Below are 25,334 nucleotides of genomic sequence, written 5' to 3' on the forward strand. Positions count from 1 at the left end.
TAGCCACCCTAGCCGGACGGAATCATCGGGGCTATTCGTCCGTTGGTCAAGCCGGTGGAATGGTTGAAACCGCAAGCGCTCAGCTTTCTCCCCTAAAATGTTGGAGTGCCACGAAGTGGTCCCCCTACGTCGACCGACCCAAGGAACTCATGAGCCCCGCAAACGAAGTACGTAAGTCCAAGGCTGAGCGAACCGCGGAGGCGCGGGAAAAGGCGCGCCTGATCAGGGAAGAGCAGCTGAAGAAGGACAAGCGCAACAAGCTGCTGATCGGCTGGGGCATCGTGGCGGCAGTGGTGGCCATCCTGGTGGTGGTGGCGCTGGTGGTGACGAACAGCCTCAAGCAGAACGCCCCCATAGCGGACCAGGGCCCCACGCCTGCCAACGCCAACGTGCATGGCGGCGTCACTTTGCTGGCCAATACGGATGTGGCCAAGTCGGAACCGGCCACGGTTGACGCCGCCTCCCTGGGGGACGCGCCGAAGACGGCGCCCGCCGAGGTAGTGGCTCCCGGCGCCGAAGCGGAGGCGGGCAAGCCGGTCAAGGTGGTCCTCTACATCGACTTCATCTGCCCCATCTGCAAGAACTTCGAGACCCAGTACAACGACCAGCTCACGTCGCTGCGCAACGAAGGCAAGATCACCGTTGAGTACCGGGCCCTCGGATTCCTGGACAGCCGGTCCACCACCAACTACTCATCCCGGGCCGCCAACGCAGCAGCGTGCGTGGTCAACGAATCCCCGGAGAAGTACTCCGATTTCGTCAACGCATTGTTCGCCAAGCAGCCGGCGGAAGGCAGCGCAGGCCTTTCCGACAGTGATTTGAAGAAGATGGCGTCCGACATGGGCGTCAACATCGGTTCCTGCGTCGATGACAAGACCTACCGCCCGTTCGTGAAGTTCACCACGAAGGAGGCCGCGGCCATCGGCGTCACCGGTACGCCCACCGTGTTCGTGGACGGCAAGCAGTGGGGCAAGGGCGACAGCGCGCAGACGCCCTTGCCGGACTTCCTGCAGGCAGCCATCGCCGCCAAGGGCTAAGGATTCCCAGCCAGGGCAGGGGCCCGCTCCGGACCGTTTCCGGGGCGGGCCCCTGGCGCATTCACCGCCAGTAGTCCGGCGTTTTTACGCCCGGCGGGAGTTGGGCTAACCTTATCTAGCGCCTTCACGGTGCACGCCCGCAGGGGCGCGCCTCCTTAGCTCAGTTGGCCAGAGCACCGCTCTTGTAAAGCGGGGGTCGTCGGTTCGAATCCGACAGGGGGCTCCATTCAACCTCCGGGTTTAAGCTGGATCCATCCACATAATCAGCGTGCTGACTAAAGGAGGATGGGTGCCATGCCCAAGACCGGCAAGAACGATCATGCCCGCAAGGAAGAACTTCCTTCCACCCTGCAGCGTTCTGAGCAAAAGGCGCAGGACACATTCGCCAAGACCTATGATTCCGCCCTTGAGTCGTACGACCAGGATGAGCAGCGGGCGGCCCGGGCAGCATACGCATCCCTGAAGCACAGCTACGAGAAAGTGGGCGACCACTGGGAGCCCAAGGAAAAAAGGGGCCCGTCGGACAAGCGCGCAGAACAGGGCATCAGCTCCTCCGAACCCACCGCGGGCGGAGTCAACGCCAATGCGTCCAAGGACCACCTCTACAAACTGGCCAGGGAACTGGACGTCAAAGGCCGCTCGAAGATGGACAAGGGTGAATTGGTCAAGGCCATCCAGAAGGCCAACGACGCCGCCACCCGCAAAGCCCGCAGCAAATAGCCTGTGCTCTTGCCGTCCTGCCGTCCAAGGTGTCGAATCAGAGGGACACGTCAGGTCGGGTCGGCGATGATGCCAGGAGGTTCCAATGTCGGTGAAGAGCACCAAGGAGTCAGCGCGGGCGGGAGGCGGCAGGAACGGGCCTGAGTCAAAGCGCGCCGACCAAGCCACCGGCATCGCGGCCCAGGACCCGGCGCGGATCCGGAACGTGGCCCTGGTGGGTCACTCGGGCGCCGGGAAAACAATGCTGATCGAGGCGCTGCTGGCAGCCAACGGCATGATCACGCGCAAAGGCTCCATCGCCGACGGATCCACGGTCAGCGACTCGGACCCCGCCGCGGTTCACCAGCAGCGCTCCGTCACCCTGTCCCTGGTGCCCCTGATGGTGGACGAGACAAAAGTGAACCTCCTGGATACACCGGGCTACCCCGACTTCATTGGTGAGCTGCGGGCGGGGCTGCGCGCCTCCGATGCTGCCCTCTTCATAGTGTCGGCCGTGGACGGAATCGACGCCACCACCACCGCCCTGTGGGGCGAGTGCGCGCACATGCTGCTGCCACGCGCCGTCGTGATCACCCGGCTGGACCACCCGCGGGCAGATTACGACGGCGCCCTGGCCGCCTGCCGCAAAGCGTTCGGCGAGGGCGTGCTGCCGCTGTGTGTCCCATTGCCCTCAGCAGAGGAGGCCGCCGGGCCGCTGTCCCTCCTGGGCCTGCTGTCCCGGGAGGTAACGGACTACTCCTCCGGCGAGGCAACCCCTGAAGTCCGGGCCGCCACGCCGGATGAACTCGCGGCTGCCGGGCCTGCCCGGGGCGCACTCATCGAGGGCATCATCGCCGAAAGCGAAGACGAAACGCTGATGGACCGCTACCTGGAAGGCGAGGACATCGACACCGGAGTGCTCGCAGCAGACCTGGAAACCGCCGTCGCACGTGGCTCGTTCTTTCCCGTGCTGCCCACGTCCGCCGTCACCGGGCTGGGGACCGCCGAACTGCTGGACCTGCTGGTCCGCGCCTTTCCGCCGCCAGGGGAGCGCAGCCTGCCGGACACCACCGACCTCGCGGGGGAACCGGCCGGGAGCCTGTCCTGCGATCCGTCCGGCCCCCTCGCCGCCGAGGTGGTGCGCACCTCCAACGATCCCTTCCTGGGCCGCATCTGCCTGGTGCGGGTGTTCAGCGGAACGCTCCGGGAAGACTCGCCGGTCCACGTGGGCGGCCACGGCCTGGCCGACAGGGGTCACCAGGACCATGACACCGATGAACGGGTGACCCATATCTACTCACCGCTGGGTGCCACCCTTCGCCCCGTCCCCTTTTGCGTGGCGGGGGACATGTGTGCCCTGGCGAAGCTGGGCAGCGCCGAAACCGGCGACACCATTTCCGCCCGGGAAAGCCCGCTGTTGCTCGCCACGTGGGAAATGCCTGAGCCGCTGCTGCCGGTTGCCGTGGAAGCCGATTCCCGCAGCGACGAGGACGCGCTGGCCCGCAGCCTGGGCCGGATAGCGGCGGGAGACCCCACCTTGCGGGTGGACCGGAACGCCGAAACGCATCAGCTGGTCCTCTGGTGCATGGGCGAAGCGCACGCGGAGGTGGTCCTGGACAGGCTGCGCGAACAGGGAGTGAAACTGCACACCGTGGACGTGGTGACGCCGCTGCGGGAAACGTTTGCCACAGCCGCCTCCGGCCACGGCCGCCATGTTAAACAGTCCGGCGGACACGGCCAGTACGCCGTGTGCGACATCGAGGTGGAACCGCTGGAGCGCGGCGCGGGGTTCGAGTTCGTGGACAAGACGGTGGGCGGCGTGATCCCGGGAACGTTCATCCCGTCCATTGAGAAGGGCGTCCGGGCCCAAATGGACAAGGGCGTCGCCGCGGGCTTTCCCGTAGTTGACCTGCGGGTCACCCTGGTGGGCGGCAAGGCCCACAGCGTGGATTCGTCGGATGCGGCGTTCCAGGCGGCCGGGGCGCTGGCGCTCCGGGAGGCCGCGGCAGCAGGAAGGATCCAGCTGCTGGAGCCGGTGTCATCCGTCTCCATCACGGTCGCCGATGAACATGTGGGCACAGTGATGAGTGATTTGTCCGGCCGGCGGGGACGCCTCACCGGCACCACCTCTTCCGGTGAGGGCCTCACGGAGATCAGCGCCGAAGTCCCGGACCAGGAACTCCTGCGGTATGCCGTGGAACTGCGGGCGCTGACCGCCGGCACCGGGCGCTTCCGCCGCCAGTACCTGCGCCATGACCCCGTACCCCCCAATTACAGCCCATCCTGAGCCCGCCATGGCAGGAACAGATAAAGGGAACGGCCGCCGGTGAACGCCGCAGCACGAAAGATCCAGACCGTATACCTGACGCTGACGTTGGGCAATACCCTTGCGGCGTCGTTCATTTGGGGCATCAATACGCTGTTCCTGCTCGACGCCGGGCTGACCAACCTGGAGGCCTTCGCTGCAAACGCCTTCTTCACTGCCGGGATGGTGCTTTTCGAAGTGCCCACCGGGGTAGTCGCGGACAGCTGGGGGCGCCGGACCTCCTTCCTGCTGGGCACCGTAACCCTGGCAGGATCCACCTACCTCTATTACCTGCTGTGGCAGTTGTCCGCACCGTTCTGGTGGTGGGCCGGGGTGTCGGCGCTGCTGGGGCTTGGCTTCACCTTCTTTTCGGGGGCAGTGGAAGCCTGGCTGGTGGACGCCCTGCACTTCTCCGGTTACGACGGCGGCCTGGAAGCGGTCCTGGGCCGCGGCCAGATGGTTTCCGGGATCGCCATGCTGGCAGGGTCAGTGGCCGGCGGCGTCATCGCGCAGGCAACGAACCTGGGCGTGCCGTTCCTGCTGCGCGTCGCGGTGCTGGTGGCAATGTTCGCGGTGGCCTTCCTGCTCATGCACGACGTCGGCTTCACCCCGGAGCGTTCGGCCCACCCGGTGCAGGCCACGCGGGCTGTCCTGCGCGCCTCGCTGGACGGCGGCCTGCGGAACCCGCCGGTGAGGTACATGATGCTGGCTGCGCCGTTCACCGAGGGCGTGGGATTCTATGTCTTCTATGCCCTCCAGCCTTACCTGCTGCAGCTTTTCGGAGATCCCAGGGCCTACGCCATCGCAGGCCTGGCAGCGGCCATTGTTGCCGGCGCGGACATCCTGGGCGGCTGGCTGGCTCCGCTGGTCCGGAAACTGGTCCGCCGGCGCACCACCGTCCTGATCATTTCAACCATCACCAGCTCGGTGGTCCTGGTGGTGCTCCTGGCCACCAGCATCTTCTGGCTGGCACTGGTGCTCCTGGCACTCTGGGCCGTGGTGGCCTCCGCCGGAACCCCCGTGCGCCAGGCCTACCTGAACGACATGATCGGCTCGAAACAGCGGGCAACCGTCCTGAGCTTCGCCTCGCTCATGGGGTCCAGTGGGGGAGTGGTGGTGCAGCCGGCGCTCGGCAGGGCCGCAGACCTCTACGGCTACCCGGCATCGCTCGCATTGGGCGGCGCGGTGCAGCTGCTGGCGGCACCCTTCATCCTCCTCAGCCGCCGCCGGCGCTCGCCGGCAGATGTTGCTACCGGGCTCGCGGCAGCGCCCTGAGCCGCAAATACCCGGGCCCCGGACGCGTCGTCCAAGGCCCGGGTCTGCACGGAGCAGCGCCGCGGCCGCGGTAGCCGCTACTTGACGCCCACGGTTTCGCTGGCTGCCGGCGTTGGCTTTTCCTCGGCGGGCGGGGGCGTAGTCTTCAGCTTGAACCGCTTGCCGAGGTCACCACCGCCGCCGCTGCGGTTCTTGTTGAAGATATCGAAGCCGACGGCGACAAGGAGTACCAGGCCCTTGATGAGCTGCTGGTAATCGGTGCCCAGGCCCAGGATAGACATGCCGTTGTTGAGCACGCCCATGATCAGGCCACCGATCATGGCTCCCGCGACTGTTCCGATGCCACCGGTAACGGCGGCGCCGCCGATGAAGGCCGCGGCGATGGAGTCCAGTTCGAAGCCTGTTCCACCGGCGGGCTGCGCCGAGTTGAGCCGCGCGGTGAAGACCAGGCCTGCCAGTGCGGCGAGCACGCCCATGTTCACGAAGAGCCGGAACGTGACGGCCTTGGTCTTGATGCCTGACAGTTCAGCGGCGTGGAGGTTGCCGCCGATGGCGTACGTGTGCCGCCCGAAGACGCTGTTGCTCATCAGGGCGGTGTAGGCGATCACCAGGACCGCCAGGACCACCAGGACGATCGGCGTGCCGCGGTAGGAGGCCAGCAGGAAGGTGATGATGAGCATGAGCAGCGCCGTGAAGGCGGTTTTGATGACGAACCAGACCAGGGGTTCGCTTTCGAGATCGAACTTCCTGCGGATCCTGCGCTCCTTGAGGGCCTGGATCAGCAGCGCCACCGTAGCGCCGACACCCAGGATGACGGTGAGCCATTCCAGGACGGAGGTGCCGCCGGAGATGTCCGGAAGGAAGCCGCCGCCCAGGGCCCGCAGTTCGGCGGGGAAGGGGGTGATCTGCTGGTTCTTGAGGGTGATGAGCGTGAGTCCGCGGAAGATCAGCATGCCCGCCAGCGTGACGATGAAGGCCGGGATCCCCACATAGGCGATCCAGTAGCCCTGCCAGGCGCCCACAAGGGCACCCACCACCAGGCAGGCAGGGATTGCGGCCCACCACGGCCAGCCCCAGTGCACGATCATGACGCCGGCCACCGCGCCGATGAACCCGGCAACGGATCCGACGGAAAGATCAATGTGCCCGGCGATGATCACCATCACCATGCCGATGGCCAGGATGAGGATGTAGCTGTTCTGGACCACCAGGTTGGTGACGTTCTGCGGTTCCAGCAGGATCCCGCCGGTCAGCCCCTGGAACAGCAGGACGATCAGGATCAGGGCAACGAAGATGCCAACCTGGCGGAGGCGGCTGGTGAGGAATCCGAGCGATTCTCGTAAGGCGGACATTTCGCTATTCCTTCTCTTTGGTCATGTAGTGCATCAGGGTTTCCTGGGTGGCCTCGGCGATGGGGACTTCGCCGGTGATGTGGCCGGCGGCGAGGGTGTAGATGCGGTCGCAGATGCCCAGGAGTTCGGGAAGTTCCGAGGAAATGACGATCACGGCTTTTCCTTCGGCCGCCAGTTTGGCGATGATCGTGTAGATCTCGAATTTTGCCCCGACGTCGATCCCGCGGGTGGGTTCATCGAGGATGAGCACGTCCGGGTCGGAGAACATCCATTTGCTGAGCACCACCTTCTGCTGGTTGCCGCCGGAGAGCTTGCCGGTGATGGCGGCCACCGAGGGCGCTTTGATGTTCATGCTCTTCCGGTAGCCGTTGGCCACCACGGTCTCCTGGTTCTTGTCCACGAAGCCGCGTTTGGCGAGCTTGCGCAGCGCTGCAAGGGAGATGTTGCGCTTGATGTCCTCGATGAGGTTCAGGCCGTAGTGCTTGCGGTCCTCGGTGGCGTAGGCGATGCCGTGGCGGATGGCGTCGGAGACGGTGGAGGTGTTGATTTCCTCGCCGTACTTATAGACCTTGCCGGACATTGCGGTGCCGTAGGTTCGGCCGAAGACGCTCATGGCGAGTTCGGTGCGCCCGGCGCCCATCAGCCCGGCAAGTCCCACCACCTCGCCCTTCCTGACATGCAGGTTGGCGTTGCGGACCACCATGCGGCTGTGGTCCTGGGGATGCCGGACGGACCAGTCCTCGATCCGCAGGACTTCCTCACCGATGTTCGGCTCGCGGTCCGGGTACAGGCTCTCCAGGTCGCGGCCCACCATGCCGCGGATGATGCGTTCCTGGGTGATCTGGCCTTCATCGAGCCGGAGGGTCTCAATGGTTTTGCCGTCCCGGATGATGGTGACGGCGTCGGCCACCTTGCGGATTTCATTGAGTTTGTGGCTGATGATGATGCTGGTTACCCCCTGGCCCTTCAGATGGAGGATCAGGTCCAGCAGGTGGCCGGAATCCTCGTCGTTGAGGGCGGCCGTGGGCTCGTCCAGGATGAGCAGCTTCACTTCCTTGGACAGCGCCTTGGCGATCTCCACGAGTTGCTGCTTGCCCACGCTGATGTGCTGGACGGGGGTGACGGGGTTTTCGTCGAGGCCCACGCGGGCCAGCAGCTTTGCCGCCTCCAGGTTGGTCTTGCGCCAGTCCACCCATCCGTTGGTGGCTTGTTCATTGCCAAGGTAGATGTTCTCCGCGATGGAGAGGTACGGGCTCAGCGCCAATTCCTGGTGGATGATCACGATGCCCCGCTTCTCGCTGTCCGAGATGCTGGAGAAGTTGCAGGGTTCGTTTTCGAAGAGGATTTCCCCTTCGAAGCCGTTGTGTGGATAGACGCCGGACAACACTTTCATGAGCGTTGATTTGCCGGCGCCGTTTTCGCCGCAGATGGCGTGGACCTCTCCACGGTTCACATCGAGGGTGACGTCCTGCAGCGCTTTCACGCCGGGGAAGGTCTTGGTGATTCCTCGCATTTGAAGAATGGGTGTGTTCATCGTCAATTCCCACTGACTGGTCGAAGCTTGGCCGTCCTGCTGCTGCAGGAGGTTGCGGGCGGGGCTGCGGCCGGATGGAGGTCCGGCCACAGCCCCCGGACGCTGACTACTTGACGTCGGCGTCGGTGTAGTAACCCGAGTCGATCAGTTCCTTCTTGTAGTTGTCCTTGGTGATGATCACGGACTTCAGCAGGAAGGCCGGAACAACCTTGACCTTGTTGTTGTAGGTCTTGGTGTCGTTGGTTTCAGGTTCCTGGCCCTTGAGGACGGCGTCGACCATCTTGACGGCCTGTGCGCCGAGCTGGCGGGTGTCCTTAAAGATGGTGGAGTACTGCTCGCCCGCGACGATGGACTTCACGGAGCCCTTTTCGGCGTCCTGGCCGGTGACCACCGGAAGGCTTCCCTTGGCGTAGCCGCCGGTGCTGGTGAGGGCGGAGATGATGCCGATGGACAGGCCGTCGTACGGGGAAAGGACGCCGTTCAGCTTGGTGCCCGAGCTGTAGGCGGAGGTGATGATGTCCTCCATGCGCTTCTGCGCCACGGGTGCCTGCCAGCGAAGGATGGCGGCCTGCTCAAACTTGGTCTGGCCGCTGGGGACCTTCAGGGTGCCGGCATCCATGTAGGGCTTGAGGGTGTCCATGGCGCCGGTCCAGAAGAAGTTGGCGTTGTTGTCGTCCGGGCTTCCGGCGAAAAGTTCGATGTTGAAGGGGCCCTTGCCGTCCACCTTCTTGCCGCTCGCGTCGACCAGGCCCAGGCCGGTCAGCAGCGAGGTGGCCTGCTGGACGCCCACGGTGTAGTTGTCGAACGTGGTGTAGTAGTCCACGTTCGGAGTGCCGTTGATAAGGCGGTCGTAGGCGATGACCTTGACGTTCTGCTCCTTGGCCTTGGCCAGGACGTCGGTCAGGGTGGTGCCGTCGATGGCAGCGATGATCAGGGCCTTGGCGCCCTTGGTCAGCATGTTTTCGATCTGCGAGACCTGCGTGGGGATGTCGTCGTTGGCGAACTGGAGGTCCGTCTTGTAGCCGAGGTCTTTCAGGGACTTCTCAACATTGGCGCCGTCGGCGATCCACCGTTCAGATGTCTGGGTTGGCATCGAGATGCCAACCAGCGAGTCGCTGGGCTTCGCTGCGCCGCTGGATTCGCTGGTTCCGCCACGGGAGCCGCAACCGGTGGCTCCCACGGTCAGGGCGAGGACAAGGGCCACCGCGCCCATGAGTTTTTTGATTCTCACCATAATCTCCTTCCGCGGCAGCATTGCCGCGAAGTGTTGTTGGGCCGGGAAGCAACGGTGCTCCCGGTCCTGGCCACATGGTTGATGTGTCGGTTCAATATAGACTGATTTGTGAACGCTAACAAGAGCCTTCTCCCGGAAACTCCGAAATCTTTCGATGTCATTGACTTCTTCTTTGTTAGCGTTCACACTTGCTGCAGCACTTAGCTCGACCCTGACCCTACAAAACCGGTAATGAGGCCGCTTGCCTCCCGGATGGAGGCAACCCCATGCCAGATGCGCTGTTTACTTCAAGCTCCGACCCCCGCCACGACCACTGCGTGGTCGGCGTGGACTTCGGGACCCTGTCCGGCCGCGCCGTGGTGGTGCGGGTCCGCGACGGCAAGGAGCTTGGGAGCGCCGTCCATGAATATCCCCATGCGGTGGTGGCCGGCTCCCTGCCCGGTGACGTGGCGGGCGACGACGGCACGCGGCTTCCCGGCGAATGGGCGCTTCAGGTGCCCAACGACTACCGGGACGTCCTGCGCACCGCCGTTCCTGCCGCGGTGGCTGACGCGGGGATCGACCCGGCCGCCGTCGTCGGCATTGCCACCGACTTCACCGCCTGCACCATGGTGCCCGTGAAGGCCGATGGCACGCCGCTGAACGAATTGCCGGGCTATGCCAACCGCCCGCATGCCTACGTGAAGCTCTGGCGCCACCACGCCGCCCAGGGGCAGGCCGACCGGATCAACCGGCTGGCGGCCGAACGGGGCGAGGACTGGCTTCCCCGCTACGGCGGCCTGATCTCGTCCGAGTGGGAATTCGCCAAAGGCCTGCAGCTGCTGGAAGAGGACCCGGAGGCCTACGCCGAAATGGACCACTGGGTGGAGGCGGCCGACTGGATCGTCTGGCAGCTGTGCGGCCGCTACGTCCGCAACGCCTGCACCGCCGGCTACAAGGGCATCTACCAGGACGGGCGGTACCCCTCGGAGGATTTCCTGGCCGCCCTGAATCCGGACTTCAAGGACTTTGTCAGTTCCAAGCTGGAGCACACGATCGGGCGGCTGGGGGACGCCGCAGGGACCCTGACGGCGGAGGCTGCAGCCTGGACCGGGCTGCCGGAGGGCATCGCCGTGGCCGTGGGAAACGTTGACGCCCACGTCACTGCCCCTGCTGCCAAGGCCGTGGAATCCGGCCAGCTGGTGGCTATCATGGGCACCTCCACCTGCCATGTGATGAACGGCAGCGAACTGCGTGAAGTGCCGGGAATGTGCGGGGCAGTGGACGGCGGCATCGTGCCCGGCCTGTGGGGCTACGAGGCCGGTCAGTCCGGTGTGGGGGACATCTTCGGCTGGTTCACCAGGTACGGCGTCCCGCCCGAATACCATGAGGCTGCCAGGGACGCGGGGCTGGGAATCCACGAGTACCTCACCGGACTGGCGTCGCGGCAGGCCATCGGGGAGCACGGCCTGATCGCGCTCGACTGGCACTCGGGCAACCGCTCGGTGCTGGTGGACCACGAGCTGTCCGGCATCGTGGTGGGCCAGACCCTTGCCACCCGGCCCGAGGACACCTACCGTGCCCTGCTGGAAGCCACGGCCTTCGGAACCCGCACCATCGTGGACGCCTTCCGCGACGCCGGGGTTCCGGTCAGGGAATTCATCGTGGCCGGCGGCCTGCTCAAGAACAGGCTGCTGATGCAGATCTACGCGGACGCCACCGGCCTGCAGCTGTCCACCATCGGCTCGGAGCAGGGCCCGGCCCTGGGATCGGCCATCCACGCCGCCGTGGCCGCGGGTGAATACGCGGACATCCGGGAAGCCGCCGCCGCCATGGGCGCCGAACCCGGCGAGGTCTACACGCCGATCCCGGAAAACGTTGCCGCGTACGAGGAACTGTTCCAGGAATACAAGGCACTGCACGACTACTTCGGCCGCGGCGGCAATGACGTGATGCACCGGCTCAAGGCCATCCAGCGCAAAGCCGCCCGGGCCAGCCTGCCCGGCTCCGCCGCCGAACCTGCCGTGGGGGTCTCCGCATGAGCACCGACACCGGGATCCTAGAAACCATCGCCCGGGTCCGTGAGGAAGTGTGTGCGCTGCATGCCGAGCTGACCCGCTACGAACTGGTGGTGTGGACCGCAGGCAACGTTTCCGCCCGGGTCCCGGGCACCGACCTCATGGTTATCAAGCCCTCCGGGGTCGCCTACCAGGACCTGACCCCGGAACAGATGATCGTGACGGACCTGCACGGCATGCCCGTCAGGGGCACCAACGTCGGTGGCGGCGGGACCGTGGACTGGGGCAACCCGCCGCTGTCGCCGTCGTCGGACACCGCAGCGCACGCCTATGTGTACCGGCACATGCCGGAGGTGGGGGGCGTGGTGCATACCCACTCCACCTACGCCACTGCCTGGGCTGCCCGGGGGGAGGCCATTCCGTGCGTGCTGACCATGATGGGCGATGAGTTCGGCGGCTCCATCCCGGTGGGCCCATTCGCGCTGATCGGGGACGACTCGATCGGCCACGGGATCGTGGAGACGCTGAAGAACTCCAATTCACCGGCGGTCCTGATGCAGAACCACGGCCCCTTCACCATCGGCAAGGACGCCCGCTCCGCGGTGAAGGCCGCCGTGATGTGCGAGGAAGTGGCCCGCACCGTCCACATCTCCCGCCAGCTGGGCGAACCGCTGCCCATCGACCAGGGCTCCATCGACTCCCTCTATGCCCGCTACCAGAACGTCTACGGCCAATAAACAACACAGGCCAGTAATCCACGGCGCCGTCATTACACAACTTCCCAGGAGAATCCATGAGCACCGCAGCAAGCACCTCCCTCGACGGCTACGAGGTCTGGTTCCTCACCGGCAGCCAGCACCTGTACGGGGAGGAGGTCCTCAAGCAGGTGGCCGCCCAGTCGCAGGAGATCGCCAACCAGCTCAACGCCAATTCCGCCGTCCCGGTCAAGATCGTCTGGAAGCCGGTCCTCACCGATTCGGATGCCATCCGGCGCACCGCCCTGGAGGCGAACGCCGATGATTCGGTGATCGGTGTGACCGCCTGGATGCACACGTTCAGCCCGGCCAAGATGTGGATCCAGGGCCTGGACCTGCTGCGTAAGCCCCTGCTGCACCTGCACACCCAGGCCAACCGGGACCTGCCGTGGGCGGACATCGACTTCGACTTCATGAACCTGAACCAGGCCGCGCACGGCGACCGCGAGTTCGGGTACATCCAGTCCCGCCTGGGCATCGCCCGGAAGACCGTCGTCGGGCATGTCTCCAACCCCGAGGTGGCACGCCAGGTGGGCTCCTGGCAGCGCGCCGCCGCCGGCTGGGCCGCCGTCCGCACCCTTAAGCTGACACGCTTCGGGGACAACATGCGCAACGTCGCCGTCACCGAAGGCGACAAGACCGAGGCGGAGCTGCGCTTCGGCGTCGCCGTGAACACCTGGTCCGTCAACGAGCTCGCGGACGCCGTGCACGGCGCGGCGGAGGCCGACGTCGACGCGCTGGTGGCGGAATATGCGGACCTTTACGACGTGGTGCCGGAGCTCCGCGCAGGCGCGGCCAGGCATGAATCGCTGCGGTACGGCGCCCGGATCGAGCTGGGCCTGCGCAGCTTCCTGGAGGGCAACGGCTCCGCCGCGTTCACCACCTCCTTCGAGGACCTGGGCGCCCTGCGGCAGCTTCCCGGCCTTGCGGTCCAGCGGCTCATGGCCGCCGGCTTCGGCTTTGGCGCCGAAGGCGACTGGAAGACCGCCATCCTGGTGCGCGCCGCGAAGGTGATGGGTGCCGGCCTGCCCGGCGGTGCCTCCCTGATGGAGGACTACACGTACCACCTGGAGCCCGGGTCCGAGAAGATCCTGGGCGCCCACATGCTGGAAGTTTGCCCCTCCCTCACGGCGTCGAAGCCGCGCCTGGAAATCCACCCGCTGGGCATCGGCGGCAAGGAGGACCCGGTCCGCCTGGTGTTCGACGCCGATGCCTCCCCGGGCGTCGTCGTCGCCCTGTCCGACATGCGGGACCGTTTCCGCCTGGTAGCCAACGCCGTCGACGTCGTTCCCCTGGACCAGCCGCTGCCAAACCTGCCCGTGGCCCGCGCCCTGTGGGAGCCCAAGCCGGACTTCGCAACCTCCGCAGCAGCCTGGCTCACGGCCGGCGCTGCCCACCACACCGTGCTCTCCACCCAGGTGGGCATGGACGTGTTCGAAGACTTCGCCGAGATCGCCAAAACCGAACTGCTGACCATTGACCACGACACCACCATCCGGCAGTTCAAGAAGGACCTGAACTGGAACGCCGCCTACTACAAGCTGGCAGGCGGGATCTGATCCAATGGCACGGCTGAGCTCCCGGCGCCCGCCACGGACAACAACCCCGTGACGCACGGCAAACCACGCCGGCTGCCGAGGCTTGAGGACGTGGCGGAGCTGGCCGGGGTCTCACACCAGACCGTGTCACGGGTGGTCAACAACCACCCCAACGTGAGCCCGGGGACGCGGGAAAAAGTGGAAGCGGTGATAGCCCGGCTCGGCTACCGCCGCAACACCGCAGCCCGGAGCCTGGTCACCCGGCGCTCGCAGACCATAGGGGTCCTGGGCAGCGAGCTCTCCCAGTACGGTCCTGCCAATACATTGCTGGGCGTGGAACGCGCTGCGAGGGACGCCGGATATTTCGTCAGCGTCGCCGCGTTGCGGGAGGTCAGCCGGGACGCGATCCTGGACGCCGTCAGGCACTTCCTGGACCAGTCGGTGGACGGCATCGTGGTGATCGTTCCGCACCTTGAGACGCTGGCCGCCCTGGCGGAACTTCCCATCGGGGTCCCGGTGGTGGCCGTTGGACCCGAGGGGAATGACACTGTTGGCGGCGTCAGGGTGGACCAGCGCCGCGGGGCCGAACTCGCCGTGCGGCACCTCATTGGGCAGGGGCACGTCAGGATCGGGCACGTCGCGGGCCCGCAGGACTGGATCGATGCCGTGGCGCGTGCCGACGGCTGGCGGTCCACCCTTGCCTCCGCAGGACTCGAGGCGGACCTGATCATCGAAGGTGACTGGAGCGCCGGCAGCGGCTACGCCATCGGCCGGCGGATCGCGGCCACCCGCCGGGCCACCGCCCTCTTCGTGGGCAACGACCAGATGGCCCTGGGAGTCCTGCGCGCCCTGACCGAGGCCGGCATCAAAGTGCCGCAGGACGTGTCCGTGGTGGGCTTCGACGACCAGCCCGAGGCCGGCTATTTCAGTCCGCCGCTGACGGTGGTCCGGCAGGACTTCGAGGAACTGGGCCGGCGGTGCATGCAGATGATGTTGACGGCGTTCAGCGGCGCGGAAGGACCCCGGACACTTGTCGTGGAGCCGGAACTCGTCCTGCGCAGCAGCACGGCACCGCCCGCCTGAAGAACCCGCCTGCCGAATCCGGCCGGAGATCCTGCCGGCAGCTGATTTAATCCGGGGGAGACCGGCGCGAAACGTGGCCACAACAATCGCTGCGTAGTTTTCAGTGCATGACGGCTACCCTGCTCATCCGGCTCCGCGACTGGCTGCTGGACACCTTCACCTACGAATCCGAGTCCAGTGCCGCCGGCGCCATGGCCGACGCCACCCGGTGGGGCTGGCTTCCGGCCTTGAGCGGAGTGTCCCTCGGTGCCGACCAGGCCCGGTCCGGGCATGCAGGAACAGCGGGCGGAAGCGGCAGAATGTCTGCTTAGCCACACTATTGCGCCGGTAGCGCGATAATGCCCTAAACTGCTGCACTGAGGTGCCTGAAATGGCGCTGCGCAGCAACGAAAGTGAACACGCTATGGCTACCGATTACGATGCTCCACGCAAGCAGGAAGAAGAGTCGCCGGCCGACTCTCTCGAGGCCCTCCAGGCGTCACGGGGCGGCAACGCGCAGACCGCGGTTATCGATGTCGACGAGAACGACACCGCTGAAGGCATCGACCTGCCCGGCGCCGATCTGTCCAATGAGGAACTGACCGTCATTGTGGTTCCCGAGCAGTCCGATGAGTTCACCTGCTCGTCGTGCTTCCTGGTCCGGCACCGCTCCCAGGTTGCCCGTGAAAAGGACGGCCTGAAGTACTGCCGCGACTGCGAAGGCTGAGTGTCTTCCTGATTTTTGCCGGCGCCGGCCACCTCCTCGAGGTGGCCGGCGCTGCTTTGTCCCCGGACGCCGTCGTTATCAAAATGCCCCCTCGTTTCCCGGTCCGGACACTCCTACGCTGGAAGCATCCAATGGTCTTTAGTCGTGGATGGCACTGCTATGAAGAAGTTCCTCACCTGGCTCGCGGCAATCCTGTTGGCTTCCGGGCTGGGAATCGTGGTCCAGGCGCCCGCCTCGGCGGCGCCCTACTGCGGCCTCACATGGGGCTCCCTTGCGAAGACCGGGCAGGATACGGGGACCGCATCGGTCACCAATGTCCGGACCGGGCAGCACTACTGCTTCGACCGGCTGGTGGTGGACCTCAACGGGCCCGCCGTGTCCTACACGGTGCAGTATGTGCCGCGGATTGAGCAGGAAGGCTCCGGGGCCTTCATCCCGGTACGGGGCGGCGCGCGCCTGCATATCAGCATCAAGGCGCCGTCCTACGACCAGAACGGCAACCCCACCTACAACCCGGCGGACAAGGCTGAACTCAGCAACGTGGCCGGCTACCAGACGTTCCGCCAGGTGGTTTCTGCCGGAAGCTTCGAGGGGTACACAAGCCTCGGTCTGGGCGTCCGGGCCCGCCTGCCGTTCCGGGTCTTCACCCTGGCCGGTCCCGGCCCGGGCTCGCGCCTGGTGATCGACGTGGCGCACTACTGGTGAAAACGAAAAAGGTGCCGTGCCCCTGATGGGGGCACGGCACCTTTTTCGTTCAGGCAGCGTTGTGGCGGCCTTCAGCGATCTATTCCGGCACTACCAGCGCGGGGGTGTCCCGCTTGAGGGTTTCGCCGCGGAAGAAGCCGGGGTGCGTGCGGGACATGACCAGCATGACGACGGCGCCCAGGGCCAGGATGCCGATGCCCAGGATGAACACCAGGCCCACGCCGAAGACCTCGGAACCACTGCCGAACTCCGGCGCCAGGCTGTCCACGGCGGTCTGGACGAACGCCACGAACAGGCCCACGCCGCCCACCACCGGGCATACCAGCCGCAGCAGGAAGTGGCGGGTGCTGTTGAACAGGCTGTGGCGGAAGTACCAGGTGCAGGCCAGCGCGGTGAGGCCGTAGTAGAAGCAGATCATCAGACCCAGGGCCAGGATGGTGTCATTCAGGACGTTTTCGCTGACCACGTGCATCACCGCGTAGAACCCGGCGGACAGGATGCCGGCGGCGATGGTGGCGTAGCCCGGCGTCGCGAACTTCCTGCTGATCCGGCTGAACGGTTCAGGCAGGGCGCCGTAGTGCGCCATGGCCAGCAGGCTTCGGGACGGCGACATGAACGTGGACTGGAGGGAGGCCGCGGAACTGGACAGCACGGCGAGGGACATCAGGATGGCGAAGGGGCCCATGATGGGGGAGGCCAGGGCCGTGAAGATGTTCTCTTGGTTGTCGGCGTTGTTCAGGCCGTTGCCGGTGTCCCCGACGCCGGCGAACATCATGGTGGCGATGCTGACCAGGAGGTAGATAGCCAGGACGATGACGGCGGTCAGGGTGCCGGCCAGTCCGGCCGTCTTCTGGCCGTTCGCTGTTTCCTCGTTGACCGTTAGGCACACATCCCAGCCCCAGTACACGAAGATCGACAGCGAGATGCCGGCGGCAATCTGGCCGAAAGTCTCGATCTTCGTGACGTCGAACCAGTCCCAGCTGAACGGGATGGCCGTTTCGGACGTGGACCAGTTGGCGAAGGCCATGGCGACGAACAGGCCCAGCACCAGAAGCTGGAAGCCCACCAGGCCGTACTGCACCACCTTGGTGGTGTGCAGCCCGCGGTAGCTGACCCAAACAGCCAGCGCCACGAACACGAAGCAGGTCAGGACGTTCAACGCTTTGTTGCCGGCCAGGTCTGCCAGTTCCGGTGAGCCGGTGAGCTGGGACAGGAAGAGGTAGAAGAAGTCGACGGCGACGCCGGCCAGGTTGGACAGCACGATGATGTTGGCGGCCAGCAGGCCCCAGCCGCCCATCCAGCCGACCCAGGGGCCGAAGGCTTTGGTCACCCAGGTGAAGGTTGTGCCGCTGTCCGGGGAGTCGGCATTGAGCTCCCGGTAGGCGAGCGAGACCAGGATCATGGGGATGAACCCGATCAGGAAGATGACTGGCAACTGGAGTCCGGCTTCATTGACGGTGGGTCCGAGTGCGCTGGTGAGGGTGTAGGCGGGGGCGATGGTTGAAATGCCCAGGACGACGACGGCGAGGAGCCCGAGCTGCCCGCCCTTGAGGCCTTTGGCGCTGACGCCGTCCGCGGACGGGGCGTGGGCGTGCGGACCGGGTTTGGCCGTACTGGTGCGGATTGTCTCTGTCATGGCACCACTTTCTGGAAGGCTGTGAGACGGAGGTCACTATATGAATGGCGTTCATTTAGTATGGGGGTGCCGGACCTGTGATGCAAGACGCAATATGAATCACATTCGTTTATGACTTCCTTTCCAAATTAGTAAGCTCACTGAGAAATTGGCGAAAGCCCTGCCGCCGCTAGGTGCTCGGCTGGTAGCGTCGGCCGTATTGGACCACTTGAGGAGGACGCATGAAAGCTTCACCGACACTGACCAACAATCTGCAGGCTGTCCTGGCCGACCTGATCGAACTGCACGTCCAGGGCAAGCAGGCGCACTGGAACATCGTGGGCACCAACTTCCGCGACCTGCACCTGCAGCTTGATGAGATCGTCGACGCTGCCCGCCAGTTCGCCGACGACACGGCCGAACGGATGCGCGCCCTGCATGCACTCCCGGACGGCCGCAGCTCCACCGTTGCCGAAACCACCAGCCTGGCCCAGTTCCCTGAAGGGCTGATCAGCACTACGGATGCCATCGAGCGGATCGTTGCCGCCATGGAAGCCGCCGTGGGCACCATGCGCAAAGTCCATGACGAGGTGGACGAGGAGGATCCCACCTCCGCGGACCTCCTGCACGAGTTCATTGCCCGGCTGGAGCAATTTGCCTGGATGGTACAGGCTGAAAACATGAAGCCGACCGCCAAGGTCACAGTCGCCGACTCCAAGTAGCCGGCAGCCACCCGCCTGGACCCTTTGGGCGCCTGGTATCGGAATTGATCCGGTACCAGGCGCCCTTTTTGTTTCGCTTGGTCAGGCCGCTTTCGGCACCTTCCGCAGCACGACGGCGGCGAGGACTGCCGCCGTCGCCATCAGTACCAGCCCAATTGCCGCAGTGATGTGCACGCCGGAATCGAACGCTGACGCCGCAGCGTCCCGGACGGTGTCCGACAGGGAAGCGGGCAGCAGGTTTGCTGCTTCCACTGCGCCGGCAAGTGTTTCCCTCGCGCTGTGCAGGGAGGAGCCGGGCAGCATGCCGTCAAGGCCTGCGGGCAACCGCAGGTTCTGCTGGTAGGACGCCGTCAGGATGGAGCCCAGTACCGCCGTGCCCAGCAGCGACCCCACCTCGTAGCCGGTCTCGGAGATTGCCGCGGCAGCGCCTGACTTCTCCGGCGGCGCGGACCCGAGGATGAGGTCGTTGGAGATGGTTTCGGCCGTACCCACGCCCAGTGCAAGGACCAGCAGGGCTGCCAGCAGCAGCGAGGGGCCGCCGTCGTGGTTCCCGAATGCCACCATGGTGTAGCCGGTGGCACTGAACGCCAACCCCGCTGCCACCACGTATCCCGGGCGGACCTTGCGGACCAGCGGCACCACCACCAGGCCGGCCACCACCGTGGCGGCCAGTGCCGGGATCATGGCAACGCCGGCTGCGGACGGCGTCATTCCCTCGAGGAGTTGGAGGTGCTGGGCGAGGAACAGGATGAAGCCGTTGAAGGAGAACAGGGCAAGGATGTTGGCGCTGATGGCCATGCTGAACACCCTGTTCCGGAACAGGGACATGTCCAGCAGGGGGTGCGCCAGCCGCTGCTGCCGCTGCACGAACACCGCCCCCGTGGCCAGGCCGAAGGCGATGGCGCCCAGACCTGCCGCCCCTGGACCTTCGGTGGCAACTGCCTTGATCCCGTAGACAACGGGCACCATGACCAGCATGGAGAGCAGGATGCTGGGGATGTCCACCTTGCCGGGTGCCGGATCCTTCGATTCCGGGATGAGGGCCGGTCCAAACGCCAGCAGGGGGAGCATGAGGGGGACCGCCACCAGGAAGACGGCACCCCACCAGAAGTGCTCCACCAGCCAGCCGCCGAAGATCGGACCCAGGGCCGCGCCGCCGGAGAATCCGGCGGCCCAGATGGCGACGGCCAGCCTGCGGCGATTGGGCTCGGGGAAAATGTTGCGGATCAGCGACAAGGTGGACGGCATCAGCATGGCGCCGAAGAATCCCAGGGCGGCGCGGCCGGCGATGAGCCATTCCGGCGCGGGTGCAAAAGCCGTCGCAACGGACAGCGCGGCAAAGCCGATGCTGCCAAGGATGAGCAGCCTCCGCCGCCCAATCCGGTCGCCGAGGCTTCCCATTGATACCAGCAGCCCGGCCAGCACCAGGGGGTAGGCGTCAACGATCCACAGCAGCTGCACGCCCGTGGGTTCCAGGGCCCGGGCGATGGCCGGCAGCGCGAACGTCAGTGCGGTGTTGTCCACCGCCACCAGCAGCACGGGAAACATCAGGAGCCCCAGCGCCAGCCAGTCGCGCCACGGAGGACGCACGGAAGTGCTGCTTGCCTGCCCGGTTGCCGAACTCTCGATGGAAGTGGTCATGAGATAACTATACCGTCCGGACGGTATAGTTTAAGAATGCGATGGTTTTCCTCATTCCTGCACGGGGGAGGGCATGATGGAGGGCATGCCCCGAAAGCCTGTTGCCCGTGACGCGGTCCTTGACGCCTTCGAGTCCCTGCTGATTGAAGTGGGTGAGCGGGCGGCCACCCTCGATGCCGTGGCTCGCAAGGCCGGCGTATCCAAAGGCGGCCTCCTCTACCACTTTCCCAACAAGGAAGCCCTGATTGCCGTGTTGCTTGACCGCCTGGAGGGCCTGGCGAGCGAGGATGCCGATGCCATGGCGTCGGCAGCTGAAGGCGCCGCGGCCTACTTCATCCGTTCCTCGGTCTGGGCGGATACCCCTTTGGACCGTGCCATCGTGGCCGCCACCCGGCTTGCAGAGGTGGCCCACGAGGAGACGCGGCGCCGCTTCGCGGCCATCCAGCAGCGCTGGCTGGACGAAATTGCTGCGGATGTGGGACCTGGGCTGGCCAAGGCAGTCCTCTATATGGGGGACGGCCTGTACTTCAACGCCATGCTGTCCGTGGCCCCTGCGCCGGCTGGGGGAGCGGCCGCTGACGTGGAGGAACTCCTGGCCGCGCTGGAACGGCTCCGCAGGTAGCTCCGTCATTTGCCGGGAGGGGTTGCCGCGTAGGACAATAGAAAGTTGTGAGGGCTGTCACCGGCCTTCATGATCCAACAAATGAATAGCCTTTGATCTGCGGCGGGAGAGTTCTGCCGGAAGTACAGGCAGGCGCCGTAGGAGCAAATCCTCCCCAGGAATCTCGCAGGCCCCCGTACCGCCGCGGCGAGGCACCTCTGGAAAGCAGCAGGCAGTCTTATTCTCTTTTGGAGAGGTAGGGACTGTTGTGCTCACCGACGGTGCAAGCGGGTCCTGCCCAGGCAGGGAACGCGGAAACTCTCAGGTCCAATACAGAGCGGGGAGGAACCCGAATAGCTGTGGCGTACCCTTCGCCGCCTGAGTAAATGGAGTTCCTTCGTGTCGGTTACCCCAGCCTCCACCACTTTCGTAGACCGCCATATCGGCGCGCGCCGCCAGGCCGACGTCGACACCATGCTCAAAGCCGTAGGCTACGACTCGGTCGATTCCCTTGTGGACACCGCGGTTCCCAAGGTCATCCGCCAGGACACCGCCCTTCGCCTGCAGGACGCCCTCAGTGAGGTTGAAGTCCTCACGGAACTGCGGAAGCTTGCCGCCAAGAACAAGACGGCGGTGCAGCTGATCGGCCAGGGCTACTACGACACCGTGACTCCACCGGTGATCCGCCGCAACATCCTGGAATCCCCGGCCTGGTACACCGCCTACACGCCCTACCAGCCGGAGATTTCCCAGGGCCGGCTTGAGGCGCTGCTGAACTTCCAGACCATGGTGCAGGACCTTGTGGGCCTGCCCATCGCCAACGCTTCGCTGCTGGATGAAGCAACGGCCGTGGCCGAGGCCGTGCTGCTGATGCGCCGCGCCAACAAGACCAAGCCCGCGGCAGACGGCAAGACCGTCCTGGACATCGACGTGCTGCCGCAGACCATCGCCATCGTGCTGGGGCGTGCGGAGGCGCTCGGCTTCGAGGTGGAGGTCGCCGACCTGTCCAAGGGCCTGCCCGAGGGCGACATCAACGGGATCGTGCTGCAGCAGCCCGGCGCTTCCGGCCGCGTGTGGGACCAGTCCGCGGTGATCTCTGCAGCGAAGGACCGGGGCGCGCTGGTCACGGTCGCTGCGGACCTGCTGGCCCTGACACTGATCACCCCTCCGGGCGAGCAGGGCGCGGACATTGCCGTCGGCTCAGCCCAGCGTTTTGGCGTGCCGCTGTTCTTCGGCGGCCCCCATGCCGCCTACATGGCTGTCCGCAAAGGCCTGGAGCGTTCCTTGCCTGGCCGCCTGGTTGGGGTGTCAAAGGACGACGCCGGCACGCCTGCCTACCGGTTGGCCCTGCAGACCCGCGAGCAGCACATCCGCCGCGAGAAGGCCACGTCCAACATCTGCACCGCCCAGGCGCTGCTGGCCATCGTTGCGTCCATGTACGCCGTTTACCACGGCCCCGACGGACTGAAGGCGATTGCCCAAACGGCGCACCGCCACGCCCGTAGCCTGGCGGCCTCGCTTGCGGCCGCCGGCGTCGAGGTGCTGCACACGAGCTTCTTCGACACCCTTACGGTCCGGGTCCCCGGACGGGCTGCTGGCATCATCGCCGACGCCGAGGCGCGGGGCATCAACCTGCGCAGCGTCGACGCCGACACCGTAGGCATCGCCCTCGATGAAACCACGACGGCGGCCATCGTCGCCCAGGTTGCCGACGTCTTTGGCGCCACGGTTGCCGAGGTCCAGGGCGAGGGCCAGGGCTTTGGGCTGGAGGCCGCCGTCGAGCGTTCCTCCGACTACCTGCAGCACCCGGTCTTCAACACGCACCGGTCTGAAACCCAGCTGCTGCGTTACATCCGCAAGCTCTCGGACCGGGACCTGGCGCTGGATCGCACCATGATCCCGCTGGGCTCGTGCACCATGAAGCTGAACGCCACCGCGGAGATGGAGGCCATTTCCTGGCCCGAGTTCGCCTCCATCCACCCGTTCGCCCCTGACTCCCAGACCGAAGGCTGGCGTGAACTCATTGCCGACCTTGAGGCGGACCTGACCACGATCACCGGCTACGACCAGGTGTCCATCCAGCCCAACGCCGGCTCCCAGGGTGAGCTGGCGGGCCTGCTGGCGATCCGCGGTTACCACCACTCCCGCGGCGACCAGCAGCGCAACGTCTGCCTGATTCCGGCATCAGCCCACGGCACCAATGCCGCGTCCGCCGTGCTCGCCGGGATGAAGGTCGTCGTCGTGGCCACAGCTTCTGACGGCACCATCGACCACGATGACCTCACGGCCAAGATCGAGGCCCACAAGGATGTCCTGTCCTGCATCATGATCACCTACCCGTCCACGCATGGGGTGTATGACGGGGACGTCCGTGAAGTCTGCGATTCCGTGCATGCTGCCGGGGGACAGGTCTACATCGACGGCGCCAACCTGAACGCCCTCGTGGGGCTGGCCCAGCCGGGCCAGTTCGGCGGGGACGTGTCCCACCTGAACCTGCACAAGACCTTCTGCATCCCGCACGGCGGCGGGGGACCCGGCGTCGGGCCCGTTGCCGCCAAGGCGCACCTGGCACCGTTCATGCCGGGCGACGCGAACAAGGCGGCGCACGAAGCCGGGCACGGTGTGGCGATCTCGGCGTCCCGGTTCGGTTCGGCCGGCGTGCTGCCGATTTCGTGGGCGTACGTGAAGCTGATGGGCGGGCAGGGCCTGACCGAGGCCACCAAGTCCGCGCTGCTGGCGGCCAACTACGTCGCGTCCCGCCTGAACGAATACTTCCCGGTCCTCTACACCGGTGAAGGCGGGCTGGTGGCGCACGAGTGCATCCTGGACCTGCGCGAACTCACGGCGAAGACGGGAGTCACCGCCGAGGACGTGGCCAAGCGGCTGATAGACTTCGGTTTCCACGCCCCCACCCTTTCGTTCCCTGTCGCGGGTACGCTGATGGTGGAGCCCACCGAGTCAGAGGACCTGGCCGAGATCGACCGCTTCATCGAGGCCATGATCAGCATCCGCAAGGAAATCGACCAGGTGGCCAACGGCGACTTTGCTGTAGCGGATTCACCCCTGCGCCGCGCACCCCACACGGCGGCCGCCGTCGTCAGCTCTGACTGGGACCGCGCCTACCCGCGGGAGCAGGCGGCGTTCCCTGCCCACCACAAGCAGGACAAGTACTTCCCGCCCGTGGGACGCATCGACGGCGCCGCAGGTGACAGGAACCTCATCTGCTCCTGCCCGCCGCTGGAAGACTTCGAAAACTAAGGACCGGCGCCATGACCGAGAAATACACCGCTCTTTACGACGAGCACAAGAAGCTTGGAGCTTCCTTCACGGACTTCGGCGGGTGGCAGATGCCGCTGAAGTACAGCTCGGAGCTTGCTGAACACCATGCCGTGCGCCGGGCGGCCGGCCTGTTCGACCTCTCCCACATGGGCGAGGTCTGGGTGACCGGCCCCGGCGCCGCCGCCTTCCTGGACTACGCCCTGGTGGGAAACATCTCCGCCATGGCCGTGGGCAAGGCAAAATACTCGCTGATCTGCAATGAGGACGGCGGTATCATCGACGACCTCATCACCTACCGACGCCCTGCCGCGCAGGACGGCACCGACGTCTTCCTGGTGGTCCCCAACGCGGGCAATGCCACCGTGGTGGCCGCTGCCCTGCAGGAACGGGCCGCCGGGTTCGATGTTGTAGTGGAGGATGCCTCAGCCCGCACGTCGCTGATCGCCGTCCAGGGCCCCAAGGCCCAGGAACTCCTGCTGCGCCTGGTCCCGGCCGCGCAGCACGCACTGGTCACTGAGCTGAGGTACTACGCCGCCGTCAGCGTGCCGCTCCTGGTAGGCGGCGCCGGAAAGGAACTCCTGCTTGCGCGCACCGGGTACACGGGTGAGGACGGGTTCGAAATCTTCGTGGGCAACGACGATGCCCCCGCGCTGTGGCAGTCACTGATCGCCGTCGCCGACGACAGGGAACTGACCCCGGCAGGCCTCGCCTCCCGTGACTCCCTGCGCCTCGAAGCGGGAATGCCCCTGTACGGCAACGAACTGTCGCTGCAGGGCGACCCGTTCGCCGCCGGCCTCGGCCCCGTCGTCGCGCTCTCCAAGGAAGGCGACTTCGTCGGCAAAGCCGCCCTGGCCGCCAAAAAGGAAGCCGGAGCCGGCAGCACCTCCGGCCGCCGCCTCGTGGGGCTCAAAGGCCAGGGCCGCCGCGCCGGACGCGCGCACTACCCCGTCCTCAAGGACGGCGCCACGGTTGGCGAAGTCACCTCCGGCCAGCCGTCGCCCACCCTCGGCTACCCCATCGCCATGGCCTACGTCGACGTCGAATACTCGGCACCCGGCACCGCCCTCGACGTGGACCTCCGTGGCAAGGCGGAGCCATTCGAAGTCGTCGACCTCCCGTTCTACAAACGCCAAAAGTAAGCCCTGTACCGCACCGTGGCCGGCTTCGGGTCCGGCTCTGCCGGCCCCTGGTGCGCATGGACCGGTGTGTCGAGGCTGACAGGACGTACAGGGAGTGGGTTGAGCGGCAACCGAACC

The 25,334-nt window shown here is 65.9% G+C and carries 20 protein-coding genes, 1 tRNA gene and 2 riboswitches; of the genes, 16 read left to right on the top strand and 5 right to left on the bottom strand.

Going from position 1 to position 25,334, the window contains the following annotated elements; translation table 11 throughout:
- Positions 1–149 precede the first annotated feature (149 nt).
- The 5 genes from ACEN9K_RS05110 to ACEN9K_RS05130 all read left to right on the top strand — a co-directional run bounded on the left by ACEN9K_RS05110 (position 150) and on the right by ACEN9K_RS05130 (position 5,316).
- On the top strand, positions 150–1,037 hold the full coding sequence (locus tag ACEN9K_RS05110) for a DsbA family protein (RefSeq protein WP_495635301.1): 888 nt from the start codon (positions 150–152) through the stop codon (positions 1,035–1,037).
- A 149-nt stretch (positions 1,038–1,186) separates the two neighbouring features.
- Positions 1,187–1,263: transfer RNA gene (locus ACEN9K_RS05115), tRNA-Thr, on the top strand.
- Positions 1,264–1,331: 68 nt separating this feature from the next.
- Positions 1,332–1,757: a ChaB family protein gene (locus tag ACEN9K_RS05120; protein ID WP_043425668.1), complete on the top strand. Its 426-nt coding sequence runs from the start codon at positions 1,332–1,334 to the stop codon at positions 1,755–1,757.
- A gap of 85 nt (positions 1,758–1,842) precedes the next feature.
- A complete protein-coding gene (locus tag ACEN9K_RS05125; protein WP_144601303.1) occupies positions 1,843–4,023 on the top strand; it encodes an elongation factor G-like protein EF-G2 in 2,181 nt (726 codons plus the stop codon).
- 39 nt (positions 4,024–4,062) lie between these two features.
- On the top strand, positions 4,063–5,316 hold the full coding sequence (locus ACEN9K_RS05130; protein ID WP_056391193.1) for an MFS transporter: 1,254 nt from the start codon (positions 4,063–4,065) through the stop codon (positions 5,314–5,316).
- A 77-nt stretch (positions 5,317–5,393) separates the two neighbouring features.
- On the opposite strand, the gene mmsB is transcribed toward ACEN9K_RS05130, so the two are convergent.
- From mmsB to chvE, 3 genes are all read right to left on the bottom strand, one after another.
- Positions 5,394–6,668: a multiple monosaccharide ABC transporter permease gene (gene mmsB / locus ACEN9K_RS05135; RefSeq protein WP_018772041.1), complete on the bottom strand. Its 1,275-nt coding sequence runs from the start codon at positions 6,666–6,668 to the stop codon at positions 5,394–5,396.
- 4 nt (positions 6,669–6,672) lie between these two features.
- Positions 6,673–8,202, bottom strand: coding sequence for a multiple monosaccharide ABC transporter ATP-binding protein (gene mmsA, locus ACEN9K_RS05140; protein ID WP_495635302.1), 1,530 nt, complete (start codon positions 8,200–8,202; stop codon positions 6,673–6,675).
- A gap of 106 nt (positions 8,203–8,308) precedes the next feature.
- Positions 8,309–9,436: a multiple monosaccharide ABC transporter substrate-binding protein gene (gene chvE / locus ACEN9K_RS05145; RefSeq protein ID WP_142068633.1), complete on the bottom strand. Its 1,128-nt coding sequence runs from the start codon at positions 9,434–9,436 to the stop codon at positions 8,309–8,311.
- Between the two features lie 266 nt (positions 9,437–9,702).
- On the opposite strand from chvE, the gene araB reads away from it, so the two are divergent.
- From araB to ACEN9K_RS05180, 7 genes are all read left to right on the top strand, one after another.
- Positions 9,703–11,457: a ribulokinase gene (gene araB, locus ACEN9K_RS05150; RefSeq protein WP_495635303.1), complete on the top strand. Its 1,755-nt coding sequence runs from the start codon at positions 9,703–9,705 to the stop codon at positions 11,455–11,457.
- Entirely contained in the window at positions 11,454–12,170 is a 717-nt protein-coding gene (locus ACEN9K_RS05155; RefSeq protein WP_018772037.1) for an L-ribulose-5-phosphate 4-epimerase, read from the top strand. Before araB ends, ACEN9K_RS05155 begins: the two co-directional genes overlap by 4 nt.
- A 56-nt stretch (positions 12,171–12,226) precedes the next feature.
- A complete protein-coding gene (gene araA, locus ACEN9K_RS05160) occupies positions 12,227–13,747 on the top strand; it encodes an L-arabinose isomerase (RefSeq protein ID WP_488315066.1) in 1,521 nt (506 codons plus the stop codon).
- 48 nt (positions 13,748–13,795) lie between these two features.
- Positions 13,796–14,809: a LacI family DNA-binding transcriptional regulator gene (locus ACEN9K_RS05165; RefSeq protein WP_018772035.1), complete on the top strand. Its 1,014-nt coding sequence runs from the start codon at positions 13,796–13,798 to the stop codon at positions 14,807–14,809.
- 107 nt (positions 14,810–14,916) lie between these two features.
- Complete coding sequence (locus ACEN9K_RS05170) at positions 14,917–15,120, top strand: hypothetical protein (protein ID WP_018772034.1); 204 nt, start codon at positions 14,917–14,919, stop codon at positions 15,118–15,120.
- A gap of 92 nt (positions 15,121–15,212) precedes the next feature.
- Positions 15,213–15,515: a DUF4193 domain-containing protein gene (locus ACEN9K_RS05175; RefSeq protein WP_026266196.1), complete on the top strand. Its 303-nt coding sequence runs from the start codon at positions 15,213–15,215 to the stop codon at positions 15,513–15,515.
- Positions 15,516–15,674: 159 nt separating this feature from the next.
- Positions 15,675–16,220 carry an AMIN-like domain-containing (lipo)protein gene (locus tag ACEN9K_RS05180; RefSeq protein WP_018772032.1) on the top strand — a complete coding sequence of 182 codons (546 nt, stop codon included), beginning with the start codon at positions 15,675–15,677 and terminating at the stop codon, positions 16,218–16,220.
- Positions 16,221–16,299: 79 nt separating this feature from the next.
- Here ACEN9K_RS05180 and ACEN9K_RS05185 read toward each other — a convergent pair whose 3' ends face one another.
- Positions 16,300–17,856 (bottom strand): APC family permease, encoded by a 1,557-nt coding sequence (locus ACEN9K_RS05185; RefSeq protein ID WP_495635304.1) that lies wholly within the window; start codon positions 17,854–17,856, stop codon positions 16,300–16,302.
- Positions 17,857–18,077: 221 nt separating this feature from the next.
- On the opposite strand from ACEN9K_RS05185, the gene ACEN9K_RS05190 reads away from it, so the two are divergent.
- Positions 18,078–18,557, top strand: coding sequence for a Dps family protein (locus tag ACEN9K_RS05190; protein ID WP_495635305.1), 480 nt, complete (start codon positions 18,078–18,080; stop codon positions 18,555–18,557).
- Positions 18,558–18,638: 81 nt separating this feature from the next.
- Here the strand turns inward: ACEN9K_RS05190 and ACEN9K_RS05195 are convergent, their stop codons facing one another.
- Positions 18,639–20,198, bottom strand: coding sequence for an MFS transporter (locus ACEN9K_RS05195; RefSeq protein WP_495635306.1), 1,560 nt, complete (start codon positions 20,196–20,198; stop codon positions 18,639–18,641).
- An 85-nt stretch (positions 20,199–20,283) separates the two neighbouring features.
- Between ACEN9K_RS05195 and ACEN9K_RS05200 the strand changes: the two genes are divergently transcribed.
- The 3 genes from ACEN9K_RS05200 to gcvT all read left to right on the top strand — a co-directional run bounded on the left by ACEN9K_RS05200 (position 20,284) and on the right by gcvT (position 25,217).
- Entirely contained in the window at positions 20,284–20,820 is a 537-nt protein-coding gene (locus tag ACEN9K_RS05200; RefSeq protein WP_142068613.1) for a TetR/AcrR family transcriptional regulator, read from the top strand.
- Between the two features lie 93 nt (positions 20,821–20,913).
- A riboswitch (glycine riboswitch) is annotated at positions 20,914–21,011 on the top strand.
- 26 nt (positions 21,012–21,037) lie between these two features.
- Positions 21,038–21,145: riboswitch (glycine riboswitch) on the top strand.
- 53 nt (positions 21,146–21,198) lie between these two features.
- The gene (gcvP, locus tag ACEN9K_RS05205) at positions 21,199–24,057 is read left to right on the top strand and encodes an aminomethyl-transferring glycine dehydrogenase (RefSeq protein WP_495635307.1); all 2,859 of its coding nucleotides are present in this window, start codon (positions 21,199–21,201) and stop codon (positions 24,055–24,057) included.
- A gap of 11 nt (positions 24,058–24,068) precedes the next feature.
- Positions 24,069–25,217, top strand: a complete 1,149-nt coding sequence (gcvT, locus tag ACEN9K_RS05210; RefSeq protein ID WP_495635308.1) for a glycine cleavage system aminomethyltransferase GcvT — start codon at positions 24,069–24,071, stop codon at positions 25,215–25,217.
- Positions 25,218–25,334 lie beyond the last annotated feature (117 nt).

The sequence above is a fragment of the Pseudarthrobacter sp. Pseusp20 genome (assembly GCF_059492155.1).